Origin of the sequence: Bradyrhizobium sp. 2S1, assembly GCF_011516625.5 — a bacterium.
GTDB classification, from domain to species: domain Bacteria; phylum Pseudomonadota; class Alphaproteobacteria; order Rhizobiales; family Xanthobacteraceae; genus Bradyrhizobium; species Bradyrhizobium septentrionale.
This window is the reverse complement of sequence record NZ_CP147717.1, coordinates 10,505,958-10,529,171: the sequence shown is the minus strand read 5'-3', so window position 1 is coordinate 10,529,171 and position 23,214 is coordinate 10,505,958. Positions and strand designations below refer to the sequence as shown.

Genomic DNA, 23,214 nt, shown 5'->3' with positions numbered 1-23,214 from the left:
TCGCGCTATCGCGTTCCGCCCTCGCCCAGATGCGTCCTGAAGAACGCGATGGCCGCAGCGTGGAAGCGCTGATGAAAGGCGACGCGATCGAAGCCGGGTGCGTCGGTGCAGATGCGGGCAATCTCCTTCGCTTCCGTCGACGTGCAGGTGGTAAGGAATGAGAAGTGCTTTGCATCCGCCACAAAATGATAGTCGGGTTTTGACGGAAGCCTGTCTTTGACATCAGCGGCGCAGCACCCGGACAGGCCGTCGGCATTCTGTGCGGGGTCGGAGCTCCACAACTGAATGGGGATCGTCACTCCCTTCAGGTTTTCCGTCGGAAAGACGAACACCGGATAGGGATCGACGATGACCGCAGCCTTGATCCGTGGATCGTGGACGACCGGTCCGCTCGGCTTGTCTCCGGCTTCGAGCTCCTTGCACGCCCGCAAGCTCGATGTCTGGCAGTTGGGCAGGCCCTTGCGGAGATCGGGCACACCGCCGATCGCAGCCAGGGCCGTGTAACCGCCCCAGGAAAAGCCGTAGAGACCGATGCGTCCGGCGTCGATGCGCGCCGCATCGGGCCAACTGCCGAGCGCGTAGTCGATCGCGCGTTTGATGTCGGCCGGCCGCTCGACCAGCACGGCAAGGCTGTCGGTGCCGCTGGTGTCGCTGCCGGTATCGGTCGGATGATTGACCGTCAGAACGATGAAGCCGGCGTCTGCCAGGGCCGCGGCGGTGTCATGATGACCACCGAGCCATCCGCGCCTTCCATGCGAGATCACGATCAGCGGCAGCTTGTCGCCCACGATCGGGCAGTCGTTGACGCCGAAGAAGGATCTGCCGCCGCGGGCGTCGATCTCGTGCGGGGGCTCGGCGCAGGGATGCCATGCCACCCCTCTGATCGCAGGCCCGTCGGCGCCGGCGGGAACATCGAAGTGTCGTAGCCCGGCCGCCTGTGCCGCGCAGACCGCAAGCAACAACAGGGCTGACAACACCAAGGAAGGACAACGCATGGCTATCGCTTGTCCAGAATTCGCAGCTCGGCCGTGGCGGTGGCGATCGTCACGTTCTCTGCGTCGATCAGGTCGGCCTCGACGATCATGTCGCGCTCTGTCTGCGAGATGACCTTGGCCTTGGCCGTGATCGGACCGACGCGCGCCGGCTTGAGAAACCGCGTGGTGAGGGTTTTGGTCACCACGGTCTTGGTTGAGGGAAGCGCTGCGAGGGCGCCGAGGCCTGTAGCCGAATCCAGCATCGCCGCGAGGAAGCCGCCCTGGATCGTTCCATGCCGGTTAGTGAACAAAGGCTGCGCAGCGAAGCGGACCGAGGCGATTTCGCCGTCGAAGCCCAGCCACTCGCGTCCAAGGAGTTGAGCGCCGGGCGGCACGTCTGCACTTGCATCACTCAAGCCGGTCACCTCGGTTGTTGTCCGGCCAAATGTATCAGCCCGCTTGCGGCCTGCAACGTCTCCCGGCGCGCCCATCGCGAAAGCGCCAATCACTGATTTGCCCGACGGCGCAAGCCCTGCGGCGTCGGTGCGATCCAAGGTTTGGGAGAATCCGGGAACCATCTTTGATGTGGACAGCGGTCGAAGTTTCGGGCCATCTTGAGATTGTTGACTATCCCATGGTGTGCGACCCGCGATGGGGCATTTTTTGTTCCCGGCGTTTGCGTGGAGTAAGCCCGAATTTCCGAATTGATTGCAACGGACTTGAAAGATTCGTCAGCCGCCGCGACGAACGAGCTCCCCGCTGACCTGAAGGCCGACATTCTTGCGATCGGCCGGATTGATGCGGTTCCGACCATCCTCGACGTCGTGTGCCGCACCACAGGCATGGGCTTTGCCGCGGTGGCGCGGGTCACGGAAAGCCGCTGGATTGCGTGCGCGGTCCGGGACAACATCGCGTTCGGACTTGCGCCCGGCGGTGAGCTGGAGGTCCAGACCACGATTTGCGACGAAATAAGGGCGAGCGGACACGGGGTTGTCATCGACCACGTTGCCGAGGACCCGGCTTTTCGCGACCACCGCACGCCGGCGATGTACGGATTTCAGAGCTACATCTCGATTCCAATCGTCCTGGCCGACGGCACGTTTTTCGGGACGCTCTGTGCGATCGATCCGCATCCGGCGAAAGTGAACACGTCGGAAGTCGTCAACATGTTCAAGTTGTTCGCTTCGCTGATCGCGTTTCACCTGCAGGCGCAGGAGAGGGTCGCGACCAGCGAGGCTGCGCTGCTGGGCCACCGACAGACGGATGAGCTTCGCGAGCATTTTATCGCGGTGCTCGCGCACGATTTGCGCAATCCGCTCGCCTCGATCGATGCCGGCATGAGGCTGTTGCTGAAGGAGCCGCTCAACGAAAAGTCGATGACCTATGTCGGGTTGCTTCAGAACAGTGTGAAGCGGATGGCGACCCTGATCGACGATGTCATGGACTTCGCACGCGTCCGTCTCGGCGGCGGCTTCAAATTGAAGCGCAGCGCCGACGCGCAATTGCTGCCGGCGCTTGAGCAGGTCGTGAATGAATTGCGTGCGGCGTGGCCTGATCGCGTGGTCCAAACCGACTTCGCCATCAATCGCGGCATCAACTGCGATCCCGCCCGGATCGCGCAATTGTTGTCCAACCTGGTCGGCAATGCCCTGAAGCATGGCGATGGCAATTCACCGATCACGGTGTCCGCCGTAGCCGACAGCGAGGGCTTTGAATTGTCGGTCGCGAATGGCGGGGCACCGATCTCTCCGGCTGTCATCGAGAAGCTGTTCCAACCTTTCTTTCGCGTTGCGCACCAGTCGAGCTACGAAGGCCTGGGTTTGGGCCTCTACATCGCCACTGAAATTGCGCGCGCCCACGGCGGCACACTTGAGGTGACGTCCTCCGCTGCCGAAACACGATTCACGTTCCGGATACCTCGCTGCTGATCCGACTGCGCCCGGCCGCCTGAGCCAGCTCGCGCGTGAGACGCTATCGCGAAACGCCAATCACTGAGTTGCCCGACGGCGCAAGCCCCCGCGGCAAAAATATTTCTATTTATCGGAATTGGAGTTCGGTGTATGGTTCGCCCGTCTCACTCGATCGAGGGGCGGCTCGCGATCGTCACGAACGTGGTGTGAGATGCGGTGGACGCCGAGCGTGTGACTGACGAGAGCACGCGAAGCGAACGGTGAAGTCGTGTGGTCCTGACGCCCTAGCGGCAGGTGTCTCGTCGCAACACGCGAAGGCGTGTTGCGACGGCGGTGACAAACAAGCCCAGTCTCGCCGGGGAGAGCACGAAGTAAGCCGTAACCCATCGCGCAGGGAAAGCCGGGTTGTTTCCGGTTACACCTGTGGTCCTACCCCCGAGCTTTCTACCCATTGCTCGGGGCCCATGGGTGCGATCGGCACCCGGCTTTCCCTGCGCCCTCTGTTCAAGAGGGCGAAACGAGATGCAAAGCTCGGGCAATTTACGTTGCGAGAATGCGGAACTGCGTCCCACCCACAGCCGTCATCGCCCGGCTCGACCGGGCGATCCAGTACGCCCCGGCCTCTCGGCTCAGACACCGGCGTCTCTGGAATACTGGATCACCCGCATGCGCGGGTGATGACACCGAACGAGCTGTTTGACAGTTGAATCAGAAACCCACACCGTCATTGCGAGCGAAGCGAAGCAATCCAGTTCTCCGCATATGCGCAGCGATGGATTGCTTCGTCGCTTCGCTCCTCGCAATGACGATGAGGCGATTTCCGCGTACTCAACTCTATCACCGTCATCCTGAGGAGCGCGCTCTTGCGCGCGTCTCGAAGGATGAATCGGCCACTAGCCGGGCCGTGCATCCTTCGAGACGCGCGTTCCGCGCTCCTCAGGATGACGGGTCTGGTAGCTTCCGCCGGGACGACGAATTTGATGTGCCGCCCGCGCTCCTACCCCTCCGCCACCGCATCGCCCCAGGGCTGGAACGGTTCGGTGGCGCCGCTGTTGGTGGTGCCGTCGCGCAGCACGAGGCTCGGGCAGGCGAACTTCATCGGCAGGGTCTGGGTGCGGGCCTCCTCGAAGTCGAAGCGGCCGCGCAGCGCGTCGCGCACGGCGGCGGGAAGCCTGACATTGCCGATCACCACATTGCCTTCGCTGGCGTCGATCCGCGGCTGATGGATCGCGGCGTCGAGGTCCATGCCGAAATCCATCACGAAAGAGAGCAATTGCGACACCGCCGGCAGGATGCGGCGGCCGCCCGATGCGCCGGCGGCGAGCCGGCGACCGTCGGCTGTTTCCGCCACGACCGGCGTGTAATTGGTCAGGCAGCGCTTGCCGGGCGCCAGCGAGTTCGGTGCGCCCTGCGTCGGATCGAACCACATGATGCCGTTGTTCATGGTCAGCCCGGTGTTCGGCGTCACGAATCGCGAGCCGAAATTCGACAGCAGGGTCTGTGTCACCGCGGCCATGTTGCCGTCGCGGTCGACCGCCGAGAAATGCGTGGTGCAGGCCGGCGCGATCGCATCCGCCCCGAGCGCGCGGCGGCCGTCGATGTCGCCCATCTCCTTCAGCCGCTCGCGATAGGCGGCCTGCAGCGCCTCGGCGTAAGCCGTATAGGCGGCCGCATCCGGACCGCCTTGTGCAGGTTCGAACGCCTTCTGCAGCAGGCCGAGCGTGCGCGCCATGGTCGGACCCGCGGTCATCTCCGGCGTCGCATAGACCGTGCCGCCGCGATAGGGAATCCTGAGCGGCTCGCGCAGATGGGCGCGGAACGACGCGAGATCGCGCACCGACAGCGCGCCACCGGCAGCCTGGATGTCGTCGGCGATGCTGCGCGCCAGATCGCCCTCGTAGAAATCGCGCGGACCGGCCGCGGCGAGTTGCGCCATCGAAGCCTTGAGCTTGTCCTGCGGCATGCGGACGCTCGACTTGATGCCCCACGGCGCATTCGGCGGCAGGCCATCCAGCAGATAGGCCGCGGCACTGGCAGGATAGCGCCGCAGATCGATGGCCGAGCTTGCGATCATCGCGGTGGTCCACCAATCGACCAGCAGGCCCTCGCCGGCGAGCTTGACGCTCGGCGCCAGCAGCTCCTTCCACGGCAGTTTGGCGTGGCGGCGATGCGCCTCCTCCATGCCGGCGACGACGCCGGGCACTGCGATCGAGCCGGGGCCGTGCAGATTGCGGTCGTCCTTGACCCGCGCCCAGGGGAACAGGTCGGAGGCCGCGCCGCCGGTCAGCGGATAATCCTCCAGGCGGAGGCCGTCCGGCGCGCGCATGCCGTAGTCGATCACCTCGACACGGTTTTCCTTGGCGCGGTACAGCACCATGGCGCCGCCGCCGCCGGCGCCGCTCATCCAGGGCTCCAGCACGCCGAGGGCAAACGTGGTTGCAATCACGGCGTCGACGCAATCGCCGCCCGCTGCCAGTACCTCCGCGCCGACTTCGGCCGCCTTGCGCGACTGCGCCGCGACGATGCCGCCTTTGGCGCTGACGGCGGGTTTTCGGATCACTTGCGAGTTGGAGAACTGGTCGGACATGGCGTTGCTTTCGCTGTTCTTGTTGCGGGCGGGGCACGTTGGCGTAGCATGCCAAGCATGGCACAGTAAGCGCAAGAGAGCGGCACAAGAAGCTCAATAACAAGCAATTCCAGGGAGAGGAAAATGACCGCAGTGAAGCGCGAACGGGACGGCAAGGTCGGCATCCTGACGCTTGACGACCCCGCAAGCCTGAACGCCATGACACCGGAATTGCTCGGCGATCTCGCAGCCGCCGTCGGCGAGATGACCAGCGACACGGGCATCCGCGCGCTGGTCCTGACCGGGGAGGGGCGCGGCTTCTGCTCGGGGCAGAACCTCAAGGCGTTCCAGTCGCTCGGCAACGACATCGTGGCCGGCGTGATGACGCATTACTGGCCGGCGATGCGCGCCTTGCGCGAATGCAGCCTGCCGGTCGTGGTCGCGGTCAACGGCGTTGCGGCCGGCGGCGGCTTCAGCCTCGCGATGTCCGGCGACATCATCCTGGCGGCGCGCTCGGCGAGCTTCATCCAGGTGTTCAGCCGGATCGGCCTGGTGCCCGATCTCGGCTCGACCTGGCTGTTGCCGCGCCTGATCGGCCGCCAGCGCGCGCTCGACCTGATGCTGCTGAACGAGCCGTTGTCGGCCGAGCGAGCCAAGGAGTGGGGATTGGTGCGCGAGGTCGTCGATGACGCAAGACTGCTCGAAGAGGCGAAGGCGCTCGCCCGCCGTCTCGCCGACGGACCGACGCGCGCGCTGGTCGCGACGCGCCAGCTGCTCGAGGAGAGCGAGCACGCGAGCTACGCGGATCAGTTCCGCCGCGAGATCGAGGTGCAGTCGGTGATCCGTGAGAGCGCCGACGCACAAGAAGGCCGCAAGGCCTTTGTCGAGAAGCGCAAGGCGCAGTTCACGGGACGCTAGGCCTTGGTGGTCCTACCCGATTGCAATCGCGACCTTGCCGAAATGCGCGCCGCTCGCCATGTGGGCGAACGCGTCCTTGACCTGGTCGAAGGCGAACACCTTGTCGATCACGGGCTTGACGCCGTGCATGCTGATGCCGTCGCACAGCGCCTGCAGGTCCTCGATCGAGCCGACGGTGACGCCCTGCAGCCGCTGCTGCTGCTGCATCACCATCAGCGGCAGCCGGGAGTCCGCCGTTGCCGGACCCGCGAGCACGCCGATGAAGGCAATCGTGCCGCCGATCCTGGTGGCGCGGATCGACTCGTTCAGCGTGCCGACGCCGCCGACCTCGACGACGAGATCGACGCCGCGCCCGGTCAGCTCGCGCGCCTTCTTGCCCCAGTCGGGCGTGGTCTTGTAGTTGAGCGTGACATCGGCGCCGAGCTGCTTCAGCCGCGCGATCTTGGCGTCGCTGGACGAGGTCGCGATGACGCGGGCGCCGCACATTCTGGCGAATTGCAGCGCGAACAGCGAGACGCCGCCGGTGCCCTGGGTCAGCACGGTCTGGCCCGGCTTGATGTCGCCGAGCTTGACCACCGCGCTCCACGCCGTGAGCCCGGCGCACGGCAGCGCGGCAGCCTCGATGTCGCTGAGATGGTCCGGCGTGCGCACCAGCGCATGCGCCGGAAATACCCGGTACTCGGTCAGCACGCCGTCGACGCTGCCGCCGAGCGCCGCGCGCATTCGTGCCTCGCTCGGTTCGCCGCCGAGCCAGCTTTCGAAGAAGCTGCCGATCACGCGATCGCCGGCCGCGAAAGTCTTCACGCCGGCGCCGACCGCCTCGACGATACCCGCGCCGTCGGAGACCGGCACCAGCGGGAATTTCTGGCGCGAGCCGTAGCCGCCCTTGACCGTGAGCAGGTCGCGATAGTTCAGCGTCGCGGCCTTCAGCCGTACCAGGACTTCGCCCGGACCGGCTTGCGGAACCGGCTTGTCGACCAGCGCCAACGCGTCGACGCCACCGGGGCCTTGCAACTCATAGCATTTCATGGGGCGTCTCCTGCTGGATGTTATTGTGATGGGCCGCGCTCCCGCCGCCGCCGCGCATCCGCTCAGCATATGCCAGCCCCGTCGTGCGTGGCCAGAGCGTGTGGAGCGGCCGATGCGATGGCGCCCATGTCCGGACGCGTTGGCGCTGCCGAAAAATACCAATCTGAGCCGATAATGACGTGACCGAGCGGAGGTGACCATGGCTGCCTTGCTTGAGACGAAGCGTAATCTGATTGCCAAGTTCGCTCGCGCGCTACTTGCCGCTGCATTGATCTGTTGCGGTGGCGCGATGGCTGCGGCCGACGACAGCCTCTACCGCGCGCAGACCGTCGTCACCGGCCAGGGCGAGCCGAACCGCATCATCGGCTTCGGTGCATGTCTCGAGGACGTCCTGATCAAGGTCTCCGGGCAGCCGATGCTGGCAGGCGATCGCCGGCTTGCCGCGTACAAATCGAAAGCAAAAGAATTCGTCAGTGGCTTCGACTATCACGACCAGTATGCCGGCAAGCCGCATCATGACGAGCAGGGCACCCGCGACCGGCCTTATGATCTGACGGTGGATTTCGACGACAAGAAGATCGACGGCATTCTCGGCAAGCTCGGCCTCAAGCCGTGGCGGTCGCAGCGGCCGGTGCTCGGCGTGTTCACCGAGATGCAGCACGGCCCGAAGGATTACGTCGTCACCGCGGACGGGACGCAGTCCGATCTGCAGCGCGACGCGCTCGCAGCCGCGGCCGGCAAGCGCGGCATGGGCTTCGTGCTGCCAAGCGCGGCCGCGTTGACGAGCGCCAACGTCACCGCAGCCGAGCTCCTGAAAGTGCCGCCGGCGAAGCTGACCTCGATCGTCGCGCCGCAGGGCGGCGAGGCCACGCTGGTCGGACGGCTGGTCTGGGACGACAAGGATCTCGGCTGGGCGACGCAATGGCAGATGGCGTGGCGCGGCAAGGCCTACAGATGGCAATTTCGCGGCGTCACGTTCGACGAGGCCTTCCGCCGCGGCGTCGGCGGCGCGGCGGAGGTGCTGTCGGGTAACGGCGATCCGGGGCGATCAAAATGAGCTTGCGCGAGCCTGGCGCCGTCATCGCGCTTGAGCGCGGGCTGATCGTTCTACCCGGCGTAGCCGAGCGTCTGCGACGGGTATTCCCCGAACATCGCGCGGTAGTATTGCGAGAAGCGCCCGAGCTCGATGAAGCCTTGTTCGATCGCAACCCTGGATACCGTGGTCTGGTCCGGCGTGCTTTCGCGCAGGATTTCGCGGACCGTGCAGAGCCGCTTGTAGCGCAGGAACGTTACCGGGCCGACGCCGAACACTTCGTGGAAGGCGCGGTGCAGGCTGCGTCGCGACAGCCGAAGCTCGCCGCAGATTTCCGAGACATGGACGGGGCGGGCGCCCGCGGCGTGCAGGTAATCCTCGACGTGGCGGACCAGCTTCATCGCCGACGGCAGATAGCTCGATCCATCTGGAGGCAGCGACGTGATCGCCGTCGCTCTCACGCAGTCGACGATCGCGCGCTTCCAGAATTCGGCCGACGCGTCCGACAGCGCGTCCGGATAGCGGGCGAGATGCGAGACGATCTGCGGCAGCCGGTCCGCCCCGACCATGCCGATCGCGGGGTCGGCGCGAAAGTGGTTCTTCGCTTGCCATGTTTCGGCATCGGCGAGCCGCGGGTCACCGCCGAATATGTCGGGCAGATCCGCCATGTCGAAGCGAATTGCGGCGTAGGACGAGGCCTTGTGAAACACGCCGTCATGCTCGACCGATGGAGGAATCACCAGCACGTCGGCTGGCTGCATGTCGAAAGCCCAATGCGTGACGCGGTCGGTGGCGTTCAGCAGCATTCCGATGATCAGCTTGTCATCGGCGGACGTGCGCTGGGTGCGAACCCCGACATTGAACGCGCCGATGCTGAGCGAAAAATTGCCGATCCCGACATGAGACAGCGTGCCGCGCAGCCTGCCGCGCTCAAGCTGCATGACCTCGACATGCGAACCTTTGACGGCGTCGTGAAGTCCCTCGAAGCCGTCGAGCTCGCCGGTGCTAACCGTCAGGTGCTCGCCCATATCCACGCCCACAACTGTAGCGCGATTAGTTCACGAATACCAAGTACTCGACGTCAGAAGAAAGTGCGCCCGCGACAACTTGCCCAGATTGATCTGATTCGCGTGGCGAGACCATGATCTCGTTCTACAAACGTGCGGATTTTCGCTCGTTTTGCGCTGCGAAGCAATGCGGACGATGGCGCCGGATTGACGCGCTTGGCGCGTCTTTGCGCTGGGACGGCGCCTTGAGGACAGGATTGGCATCAAGATTGGCGAAGGGTGCGCGTCAAACGCACAGCGCGTCAGGCAATCGCTTGATCTCAAAGCGAAATGCGATGCCCGTCACGGGAGCGTGAAGCCCCGGTGGCTAGGCCGCCATCAGTTGCTCAAGCGCAACAGCCTGCTCACGGGTCTGGAATGCGATCGCGGTGTGCGTAAAGCCGGACGAGGCCTGGGTCTGCGCAATGTGATTGAGGACCTCAGTGCCCTTGACCACGTGAAGGTCCATTCCGGGGCCGGCCGGGAAAATGCCCAGCACGACGTCGTAGGCCTCGACGATGGCCTTCAAGGCGCCGCCCTTGTCTTCCGAAGCGTCGATGAAGATACGAACATCCGCTGCGATACTACGAAGTTCGTCAAAGTCGATCACTGGAAGTCTCCCATACGCAACGCACTCATCGATCCTAGCTACAACTTGCTTACTGAAACATAAATTATGGCCGGTTCCTTCATGCACCCAGCGGTGGATGACCCGTATTTCGATCCGCGCGGCCGCCGCGCTTTCGGGCTGCCGCCGCTAGGCTCCGGTTGGCGGCCTGCGCTTCACAATGCGCTTGACCGGCGCATGGGCCGGCATGGCATTGTCCGATGGATCGCCCATGTGGGAAATGCGCTGCTCGATATGCGCCACGACACGGAAGAAGGCATCGAGCGCCCTGGTGTCGAGGCCGGCCGTGAGGTTGTCATGCCGGCGCAGGATTTCGTCCAGGCTGCGGTCGAGCAGCGCCACGCCGAGTCTGGTCAGCCGGATCTCGGTCCGGTTCCGGGCGCTGCCGCGGACCGGCGTCAGCTCGATCAGCCCCTTCTTTCTGAGCGACGTGGTCTCGCGGCTGACGACCGCCTTGTCCAGTTGCGCGTTGGTCCAGATGTCATAGGCGCTGGCCGGCTCGTGCTCCCTGAGAAAGGACAGCACCCGCCATTCCGCGAGCGATACGCCGTAGGCTTGCGGAAAGAAGGCATTGGCATTGGCACGCAGCTTCGCGACCAGGCTCGACAGCACCGTCGGCACGTAGCGCTCGAAGTCGATCACCAGTTCCGAGCGCGCGTCCTCGCGCGGGGCGCGACGCTGGTCGGGGGCTCTGCTACGAGGTGTGGCGGTCCGGCTTTTCATTCTTTTACGAGTTGAGAGCGTGCGATCAGGACCAGCACCGCCGCGACGAGGAGCACGCTCGTCACCACGAGGAATCCGGTGGTGAAGCTGCCGGAGGCGTCCTTGGCGCGTCCGATCACGATCGGGATCGTCGCGCCTCCGATGCTGCCGATGGTGCTGACCAGGCCGATCGCGCCCGGCGCGCTCTGCCGCGACATGTAGGACTGCGGGATAGTCCAGAACACGGCTTGCGTACCATAGACACCGACATTGGCAACCATGAAACCGATGATGATCCAGAGCGGCGACGTTGAAAAGGCGGCAATTGCGAAGCCCGATGCGGCGATCACGAAGGTCATCGCGGCATAATAGAAGCGCTCGCCGACATGATCGGAGTGCCGCGACAACACGATCATGCCGATCAGGCCGGCGACCGGCGGGATCGCGGTCACGAAACCGACCTGCGAATTCGGCAGGCCGAAGGATTTGATGATTTGCGGCAGCCAGGGAAACAGCGACGCCAGCCCGCAGAACAGGCCGAAATTACACAGGCCGAACAGCAGCACCATCGGCTTGGTGATGGTCTTGAGCACGCCCTCGGCATGCACCACGCCGGTTGCCTTGGCGTCGCGCTCGAGCGCGCCGATCAGCCAGTTGCGTTGCGCGGTCGACAGCCAGCTCGCCTGCTGCGGCCGGTCGGTCAGATAGAAGATGCCGACGATCCCCAGAACGATGGGCGGCAGGCCTTCGAGGATGAACAGCCATTTCCAGCCGGAGATGCCGAACGTCCCATTCAGCTCGAGGATGGCGCCCGAGATCAGCGAGGCGAAAATGTAGGAGATCGGCACCGCATAATTGAACATCGCATTGTAGCGGGCGCGGTAGCTGAACGGAAACCACAGGCTCAGCAGCAGCATCACGCCGGGAAACAGGCCGGACTCGGCAAAGCCGAGAAAGCCGCGGAATGCATAGAGGCTGAGCGGGCCCTGCGTGAAGGCCATCAGCACCGTGGCAATGCCCCAGAGGATCGCGATCCGCGTCAGCGTGACGCGTGCGCCGTATTTGCTGAGGATGAGGTTGCTCGGGATCTCGAAGATGGAATAAGTGAAGTACATGATGCCGACCGCGATGCCGAACATCTCGGCATTGAGCCCGAGCTCCTTGTTCATTTGCAGCGCGGCAAAGGAGATGTTGCCGCGGTCGAGAATGGCGAGGAAGTACATCGCCATCACGAACCACATCAGGCGCAGCGCGACCTTGCGGATCGTGGTGCGTTCGATCTCCGGATCGGCGGTCGTTATCGCCGCCTTGTCCATCACGACTTCGGTCATCCCGGTTTCCCCCGATTCTTTTTGTTGATGGTCGCCTTATGCGGGCAGGCAGACCTCCAGCCGGTCGCCTGCCACGCGCACCGGATAGGTCTGGATGTCGATCTCGACCGGACTGGTCAGCGCCTCGCCGGTCTTGATGTCGAAGCGGCCCATATGCAGCGGGCATTCGATCTCGCAACCGTCCAGAACGCCGTCGGACAGCAGCGCCTCCTCATGGGTGCAGATGTTGCTCGTGGCGTAATACTCGCTGCCGACGCGATAGAGCGCGATGTGGTGGCCGGCGATTTCGACGCCGTATGGTTCGCCTTCGTTCAGCTCGCCGAGTGTTGCGGCCGCGTGCCAGGTTCCTTGGTCTGCCATTGTGCCCTCTCAAATGCTGTAGAAATCGAGAACGGTCGGGACGCGGTCATTGACCAGCGTGATGATCTTGCGCGCGATCTTCCAGGTCTCGCCTTCACGTCGCAGCGTGTGCTGATAGCGTCCGTGGCGCAGATGCTCCTTTGCCACGCGCGGGTCGTAGACGTGGACGGAAAACACCGCGTGGCAGATGATCTGCTCAGGTCCGGCTTCGGACGCCTCCAGGTTCGAGATCTGGTGCACCGTGCGCGGCAGCGGCAGCGCGGTGATCGATTTGCGCGACTCGATGCGCCCGATCCGCTCTTCCAGGCCACGCCGGGCATCGTGATAGAGCAGCGAGACCTGCGTGTTGGGATCATTGGTGGTGCTGTATTCGTCGAGCCATGCCGGCACCCAGTAGACGGCATCCTCGCAGTACATCGCGACCCAATCGGCCCATTCGCCGGCGTCGAGCAGGCGGGCCTCGCGGAAGATGGTCGCGGATGCGATCGCGTGGGCATCCGTTTCCCTGATTGCAGCGGCTGCCATCACGCCGTCTCCCCCGCGGCGTGCCGCAACAGCCTGCGCCACTCGCGGTAGCCGGGATGGAAGTCGTCTCGCCGCCGAAGCTGGTGGGGCCGAACGACCATTCGGACGGGGTGATGCCGAGCTCGCTTGCATGCGCGCTCTCGCCGCGGCCGACGTCTGCAATGCCGCGCAGATAGCCTTGCGTCGGTGCCGCGGTCGCCGCGTCGTAGCCGGTCTGGCAGAACTCATACATCACGTTGTCGTCCGAGCTTGCGAGCCCGGAAGCGTTGAAGAAGTCCTCGTAATTGCGAATCCGAAGCGTGCGCGCCGCGGCGCTTTCGCCGACCGGAGCCAGGCAATGCGACACCATCTCGGTCTTGTCGGGCGCCAGCGGCCGCCAGGTCCGCACCTGCGCGGACAGGATGTCGATGACCTGCAGGTTTGGAAAGATCGTGAGGTTGCGCTGGCGAAGCATCCATTTGGCGCGGGTGCTGCCGACGCGCTGCCGCACGGCATCCAGACGTGCCGTATCCATGCCGAGCGGCCGGCCATAGAGCTGGGTGCGCTTGATCGACCAGTTCACGGCGTGGCCGTAATCGAAGCTGAAGCTGCCTTGGCCTTCCTGCTCGCCCTCCGGCTCCGCAGTGAAGCCGGCGTCCGGTCCGGCACTGGCATTGCGCTTCTTCAGGATATCGACGTAGGAGCTGTGCGTGGTCGCGAAATGATAGTAGTCGAGACCGTTCTCGAACTGCAGCTTCCAGTTTGCGTCGAACGTGTAGGTGCTGGCGCCCGGCACGAACTCGACTTCGCCGCTGTCGCTCTGATCGATGATGAGGTCGAGGAAGGCGCGGGTGTCGCCGAGAAACTCCTCCAGTTGCGGAACGTCGGCCGACAGGCTCGCGAACAGGAAGCCGCGATACGAGCCAAGGCGTGCAACCGGGAGCAGGTCATGGTTCTGGTTCGAGAAGGACGGCGGATACTGCCCGCTCGCTTCCTCCGTCACGGAGATGTTGCGGCCGCTCGAATCGTAGGCCCAGCCGTGATAGCGGCAGACGTGGAATTTCTGCCGGCCCTGCTTGAAGGGACAGACGATCGTTCCACGATGCCGGCAGGTGTTGAGGAATGCGCCGACTTTTCCGTCAGCACTCCGCATCACCAGAATCGGATGCCGGCCGATATGCGTGGTGACGAAGTCGTTGGGCCGAGCGATTTGGGATTCCAGGCCGATGAAATTCCACGTGGCCTCGAAGATATGGCGTAGCTCGGCGTCGTACACGGCGGGATCGGTGAAGATGCGGCGATCGACCTCGAAGACGCGCTCGGCAGGCCGGTCGTCGACGAGCCGAGAAATCTCGCTCAGCCTTGCCGCATGGTTTTGCGTAGCAGCGCTCATCACGTCCTCCCTTCGACGTACCGCCGGCGGCGCAAGCAGCGGACGAACCCGAGGTCGCCCGCAGTATCATTGCAGCTTCACGGCTCCCGTCCTTCGCGGCGGGAACAGCCGGCTTGATCGCCAATCTTGGAATGACTCTATAGTTGTCATGACAACTATCGTCAAGCCGATTGGTTCGCCGAGAGGCCGGAGCTGGGCACGGTGGTGCAGCAAATGTGGCCTGCGCGGACGGCGGCAATGCGGAGTGAGCAGCAGTCGTCCGGAGCGGTGAGGCGCGTTCAGGCTTTGCGGGCGGGCGCGGTCAGGATAATTCCCTCATCGATCAGGGCGCGGCAGATCTTCTTCAGCGCGGCAATCGCTTCACGTGTTGCCCGGCTGACCGGCCGCCCGCGCGGCAGCGCCAGCACGCGCTCGGCGCGCATCCACGGCAACAGCGCCGCCGAAAGGCTTCCTGCAGCCACTTCCTGGTGAATTCCGGAGAAGGGCAGCAAGGCATAGCCGAGGCCCGAGGCCACCATGCGCTTCATTGGGGTGCTGTTGTCGACCCGTACTGCGCAGAGCATGGTCGACGGGAACGGGTTGCGGCTGAGCGGGGCGATAGCCGATGGCAGGGCGTCGAACTCCTTGCGGGTGAGTTTGCCGCGCTTCAGCAGCGGATCGCGCGACGGACCGATCAGGAACACCTGCTCGACAACCAGCGTTTCATAGTCGAGGTGATCGTTGGGGGAGGGCGTCGTCACGATCGCCAGATCGAGCTCACCCCGTAACAGGCGGTCGGATGCGTTCTCCGTCAGGCCCTCACTCAACTCCAGCCGCACGCGCGGAAACTGCTTCACGAATATCTGGGCAAGCGGTGCGTAGAGGATGTCGCCGAGACTCGGTGGCGCGCCGATCCGCACGGTACCGCTGGGCTCGCGGTTCTCCGTGCGCACTTCGGCCTTGATGTCGTCGATTGTGCCAAGCAGCCAGCGCCCTCGCGCGAGCATCACCTTGCCGGATTCGGTGACGGAGACACCGCGCGCACCGCGCTCGAGCAACGCGCCGCCCAATTCGTTCTCGAGTTCCTTGACGTGGCGGCTGAGCGCCGACTGGGCGACATTCAGCGTGCTCGCTGCGGCGGCGAAGCCGCCACGCTCGGCGACGGCGACGAAATAGCGAATCTGCCGCAAGTCCATGATGGGGGCTCCATCTCAAATCGAGATGGATATCATATCAAACATATTCTTGTGAGATACCAAAAAGAGAGCAGTCTCCTGCCAACGATCAAACGGAGGAGAAACGAGGATGGGTATCGCCACCGACGAGGCACGCCAGACGTCCGTATTCATCGCCGGCGGCGGGCCGGTCGGCCTTGCGATGTCACTGCTGCTCGATCGCTTCGGCATCGACTGCGTGGTGGTCGAGAAGAGCCCGACGACGACAGATCATCCCAAGTCGCGCGGCTGCTGGGTCCGCACCATGGAGATCTTCCGGCAGTGGGGGATCGAGCAGGCGATCCGCGACCGCGGCCTGAAGGACAATTCCGACATGTTCGTGTTCCTCGACAGCATCGCGGGTCACGAGTTCGGGCGCACCCGTCCCGAACCGAATGTCGGCCATACCCCCGCCTGGAAGAGCCTCGTTGCCCAGGACGCCGTCGAGGAAGAAATCCTGCGGGTGGTCGGGAAGTCCAAACACGCCACCGTCCTGTTCAACACCGCCTGTGAATCGTTCGAGGAGACCAACAGCGGCGTCAGCGTCACGACACGTTGCCAGAAGACCGGCGACGTGACGCAGTGGACGGCGACCTATTTGATCGCCGCCGATGGCGCCGGCAGCCAGACCCGACGCAGCGCGGGGATCGAGATGGTCGGACCGTCCACGCTGGCGGTGATGTCGAATGAGTACTGGCGGGCCGACCTGTCGCAGCTGCCAATCGCGCGCGAAGCCGCCGGCTTCATCATCATCCCGGACAAGCCCGATCTGCCGCGCGCCGGCATCCTGAACACCAATGGCCGGGATCGCTGGCTGACCGTGACCCAAATCGGCCAGACCAAGGACGATCGCGAGCGGCCGTGGACCGACCAGGAGTTCATCGAGATCGCGCGCGGCCATGTCGGCATTCCCGACCTCGATGTCACGCTTCTGAACCGCTCGATCTGGCGCGTCAGCATGCAGGTGGCCGAGACCTTTCGAAAGGGCCGGGTGTTTCTGGTCGGCGACTGCGCGCACCGTTTTCCGCCGACCGGCGGCTTTGGCCTGAACTCCGGCGTTCAGGACGCACACAATCTCGCCTGGAAACTTGCCTTCGTGCTGAAGGGCTTGGCGGATGAGAAGTTGCTCGACAGCTATTCCAGCGAGCGCCGCCCGATCGCGCAGTCCAATGCAAATTTCAACTACGGGAACAGGCTGCGATTTGGGCTGACCGACGACGCCGTGCGATCGCGGAATCCGGACCGGATCAAGTTCTGGATCAACGATATGGACAATCATCTGCACAGCATCGGCCAGAACCTCGGCCACAATTACGAGGAGGGCGCGGTAATCCCCGATGGCACCGTCGCGAAGGCGCTGAACTCCCGCTACTACACGCCGACCGACCGTCCCGGCGCGCGCTTTCCGCATATGTGGCTCGAGCCGTCGCGCAAGAAATCGACGCTCGACTGGTTCGACAAGGAGTTCACCGTCGTCGCGGGCCCGCTCGGCAGCGACTGGCTGGAGGCGGGAAAGCAAGTCTCCGAGAAGACCGGCTTGCCGCTCTCGTTGAAACAATTGCCGGCGGCCGACCCGGCGGACGGATTCCAGCTGGGCATGCGCGGCGCCGTGCTGGTGCGCCCCGATGGGCATGTGGCGTGGCGGATGCCGTGGCTGCCGTCGGATCCGGCGAAAGAATTGGCCGGCGCGCTTTCAACGCTGCTGCATTAGCGGGGGCTCCGATGCAATCGTTCAAAGCCAACGGCGTCGTCACGGCGTATGAGAAAATCGGACGTGGCGATCCGCTCGTGCTGCTGCATGGCGGTGAGGCCGATCATGCGATGTTCGACCGCCTTGCGCCTCTATTGGCCGCGCATTTCACCGTGATCGCCTATGATCAACGCGATTCCGGTGCCACCAAAAATCCTCCGTCGTCCTATTCGTTGGCCGATCTGGCCGATGATGCCGCGGCCTTGATCGAGGGGCTTGGCTACGATCGTGCCCATGTCATGGGAACCTCGCTGGGCGGCCTGATCGCGCAAGTGCTGGCGGCCCGGCATCCCGGCAGGATAGACCGCCTGATCCTGAGCAGCACCTGGAAGGTCAACAGGAGTCCGCTGGACGTCAATGCGGCTGCGTTCCGCACGCTCGCGTCCTACCGCGCGGACACCGTCGCCAACGCGCCGAAGATTGCGGAGTTCTTCTTTCCGCCGGATTGCCTGCGCGCGCGGCCCGAACTGATCGACATCTTCCGGGGCTCGAGCCGCGACGACGGCCAGAAGGCGCGGCGTGGCGCGCTGCTGGCGCAGCCCGTCGCCGCCGATCTGGCCACCTTCGATCGTCCGACACTCCTGCTGGCAGGTGGCGATGACCGGCTGATCCCGAATGCCGAGACATTTGCGCTCGCGCAAGATCTCGCCTGTGTCGAGACGAAGATCATCGCGGACGTCGGCCATGTCGCGTCGATCCAGGCCCCCGAGCGGGTGGCGGAGGCGGTGACGGCATTTCTGAATTCAAAAAAGAAGGCGCCTTGACAAAAACAGGGGGAGACCATGGCTGAGCAAGCGAGCGCAGTGCCGTTCGACGAGGCGCCGGTGACGACGCGCTATTGGCTATCGATCATCATCTTCGCCGTCACCGGCGTGGTCGATTTCTTCGATTTCTTTGTGGTCGGATTTCTGGTCTCGGTGCTGGCGCCGAAATGGCACCTGACGTTCGGGCAGACCTCGATCATGCTGATGAGCGCCGGCATCGGGGCGATGCTCGGGGCGTTCGTTTCCGGATTCCTCGCCGATCGCTTCGGGCGCAAGCCGCTGGCGGTTGCCGGTGTTCTGCTGTGCGGCGTGAGTTCGGGCGCGATCGCGTTGATTCCGGAAGACGGCTGGGTTGCGTTTGCGATCCTGCGTTTCTTCGTCGGTTTCGGCCTTGCCGCAGGCGCGGCGGTGGCGGTTCCTGCCATCGTCGAATTTGCGCCGACCCGTCATCGCACGCTGGTCACGAGCCTCGTGCTCGTTCCGGTCGCCTTTGGCGTGCTGTCGGCGTCGGTCACGGCGAGCTTCCTGTTGCCATTGGTTGGCTGGCGCGGATTGGCGGCGGTCGGCTTCTTGCCGATCATTCTCGGGATTCTGACCATGATCATCATGCCGGAGTCGCCGCGCTGGCTCATCAGCAAAGGCCGCGTGCGCGAGGCACAGGCGAGCATCCGCAAACTCTATCGGGTCGGCGGCGATGCGTTCGTCCTGCCCCCGCTGCCGCCGACGAACTCCGCGACATTTGCCGATCTCTTTGCCGAGCAGCGGCGGTTCTGGTTGACGGTCCTGATCTGGTTCGGCGCCAGCACCGCGAACTACGGCGTCTTCCTGTGGGGACCGACGATCGTGGCGCTGCTGCTCGGCGTCGCGCCACAGGATGCAGCGAAGATGTTCATCTACGTCAGCCTCGCCGGCGTCCTTGGCCGCACCGGTTTCGCGTTCCTGGCGCATCGGATCGGTCGCAAGCCGTGCGGCCAGCTGATGGGCTATGGCACTGCCGTTTCGCTGGCACTGGCCGCCTGTTTTCACAATGACTTTGCCGGCTCGGTCCCGCTGTTCCTGGTGTTCCTGATTGTCGGCGCCGTGTTCTTCGACGGTGGGTTCTCGAACATCGCGCCTTATCCCGCGGAGATCTTTCCGGTGCAACTTTCGGGACGTGCGGTCGGCCTTGCCCAGCTCGCAAACGGGGTTGGCAAGATCGTCGGGCCGCTGTGCCTCGCCTTGATCGCCGGTGCGGACAATCTGGTGCATCCAGGCGCGACCGCCTCGGCGGTGAGGCCGGCGTTCTTCTTTCTTGCCGGCGCGGGTCTCCTGATCGGGCTTGCCTTCACCTTCCTCGGCGTCGAGCCGCATGGGCGCCCGGTGGCCCTGTTCGGTGATAATGCCGGTTCAACCGCCGCAGCGAAGTCGCTGGCGGCAAAAACGGCAGTGTGAAGATAGAGGGGCAGACCATGGACAATGCGCTCGAACCGATCGCAACAGCGGCGCCGTTCAACACCGCAAAACTCGATCGGCTGATGGAGGAGGCGGGCATTGACGTGCTGATCGCGACCTCGCGGCACAATGTGCAATATCTCCTTGGTGGCTATCGTTTCTTCTTCTTCGACGTCATGGAGGCGATCGGCACCAGCCGCTATCTGCCGGTGTTCGTCTATCAGAAGGGACATCCAGACAATTCCATCTACATCGGGAACGGCATGGAAACGTTCGAGCATGAACTTGGGCGGATAGCGGCGCCGATTGTCAAAACCGGCAGTTGGGGCACGATCGATGCGATCGGGCTTGCGATCGATCATGTGCGGAAGCTCGGGGGCGGGACAAGGCGCGTCGGCGTCGAGGCAGGCTTTCTGCCGGCTGACGCCAGGGATCATCTGATAGCCGGCCTCGACAAGGTCGAGCTCCGCGAGGCCCACTTCACGCTCGAACGCCTTCGTGCCGTGAAGTCTCCCGCCGAACTCGCGCTGATCAGGGAAGCGTCCGAACGGGTCGTCGATGCGATGCTGGTGACGTTCAAGAACTGTGCACCGGGTATAACCAAGAACGATGTCGTCGCTCGTCTGCGGCGCGAGGAACAGGAACGCGACCTCGTCTTCGAGTATTGCCTGATCGCCGCGGGAAAGAGCCACAACCGTGCGCCGTCGAGCCAGCGTCTTGCGGAGGGCGATGTGATCTCGATCGATTCCGGAGGAAACTACCGGGGATATATCGGCGACCTCAGCCGCATGGGCATCCTGGGGGAGCCCGACAACGAGCTTCGCGAATTGCTGCAGGAGATCGAGGACATCCAGCAGGTCGCGCGCCGCGTCATCCGGCCGGGCGCCATGGGTGGCGACGTGATTGCGTCAGGCGAGGCCGCCGTCAAATCGTCTCCCCATCGTGCCGTGCTTGACTTCACCGCGCACGGAATTGGGTTAGTCAGTCATGAAGCGCCGCGCCTGACTGCCACCGGCCCGGTCCCTTATTCGCCGTACGATGCCGATCGCCCGCTCGAAAGCGGGATGGTGATTTCGGTCGAAACTGCGTTGCTGCATCCGGCGCGCGGCTACATCAAGCTGGAGGACACGCTGATCGTCTCCGAGACGGGCTTGGAAGCCCCCGGTGACCATGGCCGGGAATGGAATGCGACGTGTCGCAACGCGTAGCTGGCCGACCAGAGCCATAGCATCAGTCATTTGCGCGACTGTTTCGGTGTGACGCCGGGAGCGTGCGCCGCGGCTTCGAGGTAACCGTTGCGTTGCTTCTTGATCCCGTTCCAGAAGCTTTCAGCCGCGTTGGTGAGGCGAGATCGGGAACGAAACAGGCAAATGCTGATCGCAATGTCCCATTCCTCCCCGCCTGCTCTTAGCAGCCGGCCGCTTTGCAACTCGCGCTGAACGAGGCTGCGGGGCGCCCAGGTGATGCCACGACCTTCACGCGCCATGTCGACCAGCAACATCACTGGCGCGGCAAAACTCGGCACGAGAACGGCCGCAGGCTCCTTTGCCGCAAGGAACGAGTTGACGATCCGCCCCACGCCCGATCCAGGATGGTAGGCAAGGTAGGGCAGCGGGGCCTTGGTGGAACCCGGCAACTGATAGCGAGGCATCGGCTTGCGTCGGCGGCCACCTCGCGGCGTGTGCTTTGAAGCCGGTGCGCTGATCGGAACCAGCACGTCGGTGTCCAGCTCGATGCGTTGAAAGCGATCCGTATCCAGTCGTGTGACGAGGGTAGGGTGATAGTGAGTCAGCAGGAAGTGCGCCTGTGCTTCGAGGAGGAGTCGTTCACACCCACCAAAGTTGGATGCGACGAGTTGCACCGCCGAACCGGTCCGGGCACGGTCCGCCTTTCGTATCCAGTCCGGAAAGAACGACTGCGAGAGCGCGTGCGTGGCGACGAACTGGATGGTTTCGGCTTTCAGGCGAGCCGCCTCCAATGCCTCCTCCCGGCCGTTCAGGACTCTGCGCAACACGTCCTCCGCGATCGGACGGAAGCTCTGCCCTGCGGAGGTGAGGGTCACGACATGGGTGCTCCGCTCGAACAGCGGTGTACCCAGCCATCCCTCCAATGCCTTGATCCGGCGGCTCAGCGCCGGCTGGGTGACATGGCGGCGCTCAGCGGCGCGCGAGAACCCGCCCTCCTCGGCGATCGCAAGGAAATCCTCCAGCCAAATCAGATCCATAATGACGTTTTGTCCTCAAATCATGCCAATACGGCATTAGCGCCCGACAGGCTGCTGGTCCAATGTAAACGCCATCGCAAAACCAGAACAAGGCGCCATCCGGATCCGGCATGGCGCGAACACGCCTTTGGGGGAAACGAATTGCAGGTCGCCACAACTCCGCTGTCCGAGTCTATCTCGGGGGCTGCGTCCGAGCGGCGGCGCAAGCCGCTCTGGCGCGAGCAGTATGTGCTCGTGGTGGCCGGTGCCGCGCTTGGCGCGCTGTTCGGCGCATTGTTCCCGGCTGTCGCCGTCGAGTTCAAGCCGCTCGGCGATATCTTCATCTCGCTGATCAAGATGACGATCGCGCCGCTGATCTTTCTGGTCGTGGTCACCGGCATTGCGCAGGTCGGCGACATGAAGGCGGTGGGCCGGATCGGCCTCAAGGCCCTCGTCTATTTCGAGGCCGTCACGACCCTGTGTCTGCTGCTCAGCTTCGTCGTGGTGCGCTGGGTCCAGCCCGGCGCGGGTGTGGCCCATGCCACCACGCAGCAGGCCGAGACGGTTGCGCGCTACGCGCAAGCCCATGTCGGATCGCTGTCGGCCTACATCCAGCATATGGTGCCGGAAAGCTTTGTCGGCGCGTTCGCGAGCGGCGACGTGCTCCAGGTGCTGGTGCTCGCGTTGTTGTGCGGCATCGGCCTCGTCCTGCTCGGCGACAAGGCGCCGCCGCTGCGGTCGGGCCTGGAGCGGGTGACCGAGCTCGTCTTCAGCGTCGTCCATGTCGTGGTCGCGCTGGCCCCGATCGGCGCCTTCGGCGCCATGGCCTTCACGATCGCGAAGTTCGGTGCCGCTACGCTGTATGCGCTGGCGCTGCTGGTCGGCACCGCCTGGGCGATGATGGCGTTCTTCATCTTCGTCATTCTCGGCACGATCTGCCGCATTGCGGGTATTCGCCTGATGGACCTGCTGCGCCTGTTGCGCACCGAGCTGCTCGTCGTGCTCGGCACCTCGTCGTCGGAGACCGCCATCCCCGGGATGATGGAGAAACTGCCGAAGGCCGGTGTCGGCCGGGCGGTGGCCGGCCTTGTCATTCCTTCCGGCTATTCCTTCAATCTCGACGGCGTCGCGCTGACGCTGCCGCTGAGCACGATCTTCGTCGCCCAGGTCTACGGTGTCGAGCTGACGGCCGCGCAACAGCTCAGCCTGTTCGTGGTGATGCTGTTCACCAGCAAGGGGGCGGCCGGCGTCACCGGCGGCGCGTTCGCGGCGCTGGCGACAACCGTGGTCGCGGCCGGGTTGCCCGCGGAAGGACTGGCGCTGCTGCTCGGCATCGACCGCTTCATGTCGTTGGCGCGTGCCATCACCAATACCATCGGCAACGCCGTGGCCGCGATTGTGGTCGCGAAATGGGATGGCGAATTCAACAGGGCGGACTGGGCTCGGTCTTCCGCTCAAATCCAGACAGCAAAGTAAGGA

General features: G+C 64.3%; 21 protein-coding genes. 8 read left to right on the top strand and 13 right to left on the bottom strand.

The window, feature by feature from the left end; all coding sequences use genetic code 11:
• Positions 1 to 5: 5 nt before the first annotated feature.
• Positions 6 to 977, bottom strand: a complete 972-nt coding sequence (locus tag HAP54_RS50025; RefSeq protein ID WP_248114525.1) for an alpha/beta hydrolase family protein — start codon at positions 975 to 977, stop codon at positions 6 to 8.
• A 20-nt stretch (positions 978 to 997) separates the two neighbouring features.
• Positions 998 to 1,552, bottom strand: a complete 555-nt coding sequence (locus HAP54_RS50020; protein ID WP_339156818.1) for a PaaI family thioesterase — start codon at positions 1,550 to 1,552, stop codon at positions 998 to 1,000.
• A 126-nt stretch (positions 1,553 to 1,678) separates the two neighbouring features.
• Here HAP54_RS50020 and HAP54_RS50015 point away from each other — a divergent pair, with 126 nt between their 5' ends.
• Positions 1,679 to 2,902, top strand: coding sequence for a GAF domain-containing sensor histidine kinase (locus HAP54_RS50015; protein ID WP_224741444.1), 1,224 nt, complete (start codon positions 1,679 to 1,681; stop codon positions 2,900 to 2,902).
• A 979-nt stretch (positions 2,903 to 3,881) separates the two neighbouring features.
• Here the strand turns inward: HAP54_RS50015 and HAP54_RS50010 are convergent.
• Complete coding sequence (locus tag HAP54_RS50010) at positions 3,882 to 5,471, bottom strand: gamma-glutamyltransferase (RefSeq protein ID WP_166298387.1); 1,590 nt, start codon at positions 5,469 to 5,471, stop codon at positions 3,882 to 3,884.
• Positions 5,472 to 5,594: 123 nt separating this feature from the next.
• Between HAP54_RS50010 and HAP54_RS50005 the strand changes: the two genes are divergently transcribed.
• The gene (locus HAP54_RS50005) at positions 5,595 to 6,368 is read left to right on the top strand and encodes an enoyl-CoA hydratase-related protein (RefSeq protein ID WP_166298386.1); all 774 of its coding nucleotides are present in this window, start codon (positions 5,595 to 5,597) and stop codon (positions 6,366 to 6,368) included.
• Positions 6,369 to 6,380: 12 nt separating this feature from the next.
• Here the strand turns inward: HAP54_RS50005 and HAP54_RS50000 are convergent, their stop codons facing one another.
• The gene (locus HAP54_RS50000; RefSeq protein WP_166298385.1) at positions 6,381 to 7,397 is read right to left on the bottom strand and encodes a zinc-dependent alcohol dehydrogenase family protein; all 1,017 of its coding nucleotides are present in this window, start codon (positions 7,395 to 7,397) and stop codon (positions 6,381 to 6,383) included.
• A gap of 199 nt (positions 7,398 to 7,596) precedes the next feature.
• Between HAP54_RS50000 and HAP54_RS49995 the strand changes: the two genes are divergently transcribed.
• Positions 7,597 to 8,454 carry a DUF2066 domain-containing protein gene (locus tag HAP54_RS49995; RefSeq protein ID WP_166298384.1) on the top strand — a complete coding sequence of 286 codons (858 nt, stop codon included), beginning with the start codon at positions 7,597 to 7,599 and terminating at the stop codon, positions 8,452 to 8,454.
• A 50-nt stretch (positions 8,455 to 8,504) separates the two neighbouring features.
• Here the strand turns inward: HAP54_RS49995 and HAP54_RS49990 are convergent, their stop codons facing one another.
• The 8 genes from HAP54_RS49990 to HAP54_RS49955 form a co-directional block, all read right to left on the bottom strand.
• On the bottom strand, positions 8,505 to 9,458 hold the full coding sequence (locus tag HAP54_RS49990) for an AraC family transcriptional regulator (RefSeq protein ID WP_166298383.1): 954 nt from the start codon (positions 9,456 to 9,458) through the stop codon (positions 8,505 to 8,507).
• Between the two features lie 346 nt (positions 9,459 to 9,804).
• Positions 9,805 to 10,086, bottom strand: coding sequence for a hypothetical protein (locus HAP54_RS49985; RefSeq protein ID WP_029083651.1), 282 nt, complete (start codon positions 10,084 to 10,086; stop codon positions 9,805 to 9,807).
• A 147-nt stretch (positions 10,087 to 10,233) separates the two neighbouring features.
• Positions 10,234 to 10,827 carry a MarR family winged helix-turn-helix transcriptional regulator gene (locus tag HAP54_RS49980; protein ID WP_166298382.1) on the bottom strand — a complete coding sequence of 198 codons (594 nt, stop codon included), beginning with the start codon at positions 10,825 to 10,827 and terminating at the stop codon, positions 10,234 to 10,236.
• The gene (locus tag HAP54_RS49975; RefSeq protein ID WP_166298381.1) at positions 10,824 to 12,137 is read right to left on the bottom strand and encodes an MFS transporter; all 1,314 of its coding nucleotides are present in this window, start codon (positions 12,135 to 12,137) and stop codon (positions 10,824 to 10,826) included. Before HAP54_RS49975 ends, HAP54_RS49980 begins: the two co-directional genes overlap by 4 nt.
• A 36-nt stretch (positions 12,138 to 12,173) precedes the next feature.
• Positions 12,174 to 12,497, bottom strand: coding sequence for a non-heme iron oxygenase ferredoxin subunit (locus tag HAP54_RS49970; RefSeq protein ID WP_029083648.1), 324 nt, complete (start codon positions 12,495 to 12,497; stop codon positions 12,174 to 12,176).
• Between the two features lie 9 nt (positions 12,498 to 12,506).
• Complete coding sequence (locus HAP54_RS49965; RefSeq protein ID WP_248114332.1) at positions 12,507 to 12,914, bottom strand: aromatic-ring-hydroxylating dioxygenase subunit beta; 408 nt, start codon at positions 12,912 to 12,914, stop codon at positions 12,507 to 12,509.
• Positions 12,850 to 14,394 (bottom strand): aromatic ring-hydroxylating oxygenase subunit alpha, encoded by a 1,545-nt coding sequence (locus HAP54_RS49960; RefSeq protein ID WP_224741445.1) that lies wholly within the window; start codon positions 14,392 to 14,394, stop codon positions 12,850 to 12,852. The genes HAP54_RS49965 and HAP54_RS49960 overlap by 65 nt, the downstream gene beginning before the upstream one ends.
• 278 nt (positions 14,395 to 14,672) lie before the next feature.
• A complete protein-coding gene (locus tag HAP54_RS49955) occupies positions 14,673 to 15,569 on the bottom strand; it encodes a LysR family transcriptional regulator (protein ID WP_166298379.1) in 897 nt (298 codons plus the stop codon).
• A gap of 109 nt (positions 15,570 to 15,678) precedes the next feature.
• Here HAP54_RS49955 and HAP54_RS49950 point away from each other — a divergent pair, with 109 nt between their 5' ends.
• Genes HAP54_RS49950 through HAP54_RS49935 form a run of 4 tightly spaced genes read left to right on the top strand, consistent with a single transcriptional unit; the run spans position 15,679 to position 20,740 of the window.
• A complete protein-coding gene (locus HAP54_RS49950; RefSeq protein ID WP_166298378.1) occupies positions 15,679 to 17,298 on the top strand; it encodes an FAD-dependent monooxygenase in 1,620 nt (539 codons plus the stop codon).
• Positions 17,299 to 17,309: 11 nt separating this feature from the next.
• Positions 17,310 to 18,101, top strand: a complete 792-nt coding sequence (locus HAP54_RS49945; RefSeq protein ID WP_166298377.1) for an alpha/beta fold hydrolase — start codon at positions 17,310 to 17,312, stop codon at positions 18,099 to 18,101.
• Positions 18,102 to 18,119: 18 nt separating this feature from the next.
• Positions 18,120 to 19,532 carry an MFS transporter gene (locus HAP54_RS49940; RefSeq protein ID WP_224741446.1) on the top strand — a complete coding sequence of 471 codons (1,413 nt, stop codon included), beginning with the start codon at positions 18,120 to 18,122 and terminating at the stop codon, positions 19,530 to 19,532.
• 17 nt (positions 19,533 to 19,549) lie between these two features.
• Positions 19,550 to 20,740: a M24 family metallopeptidase gene (locus HAP54_RS49935; protein ID WP_166298375.1), complete on the top strand. Its 1,191-nt coding sequence runs from the start codon at positions 19,550 to 19,552 to the stop codon at positions 20,738 to 20,740.
• A gap of 26 nt (positions 20,741 to 20,766) precedes the next feature.
• On the opposite strand, the gene HAP54_RS49930 is transcribed toward HAP54_RS49935, so the two are convergent.
• Entirely contained in the window at positions 20,767 to 21,756 is a 990-nt protein-coding gene (locus tag HAP54_RS49930; RefSeq protein ID WP_166298374.1) for a LysR family transcriptional regulator, read from the bottom strand.
• Between HAP54_RS49930 and HAP54_RS49925 the strand changes: the two genes are divergently transcribed.
• Positions 21,679 to 23,211, top strand: a complete 1,533-nt coding sequence (locus tag HAP54_RS49925; RefSeq protein ID WP_248114526.1) for a cation:dicarboxylate symporter family transporter — start codon at positions 21,679 to 21,681, stop codon at positions 23,209 to 23,211. The two genes, HAP54_RS49930 and HAP54_RS49925, sit on opposite strands and share 78 nt — an antisense overlap.
• The last annotated feature ends 3 nt before the right edge of the window (positions 23,212 to 23,214 follow it).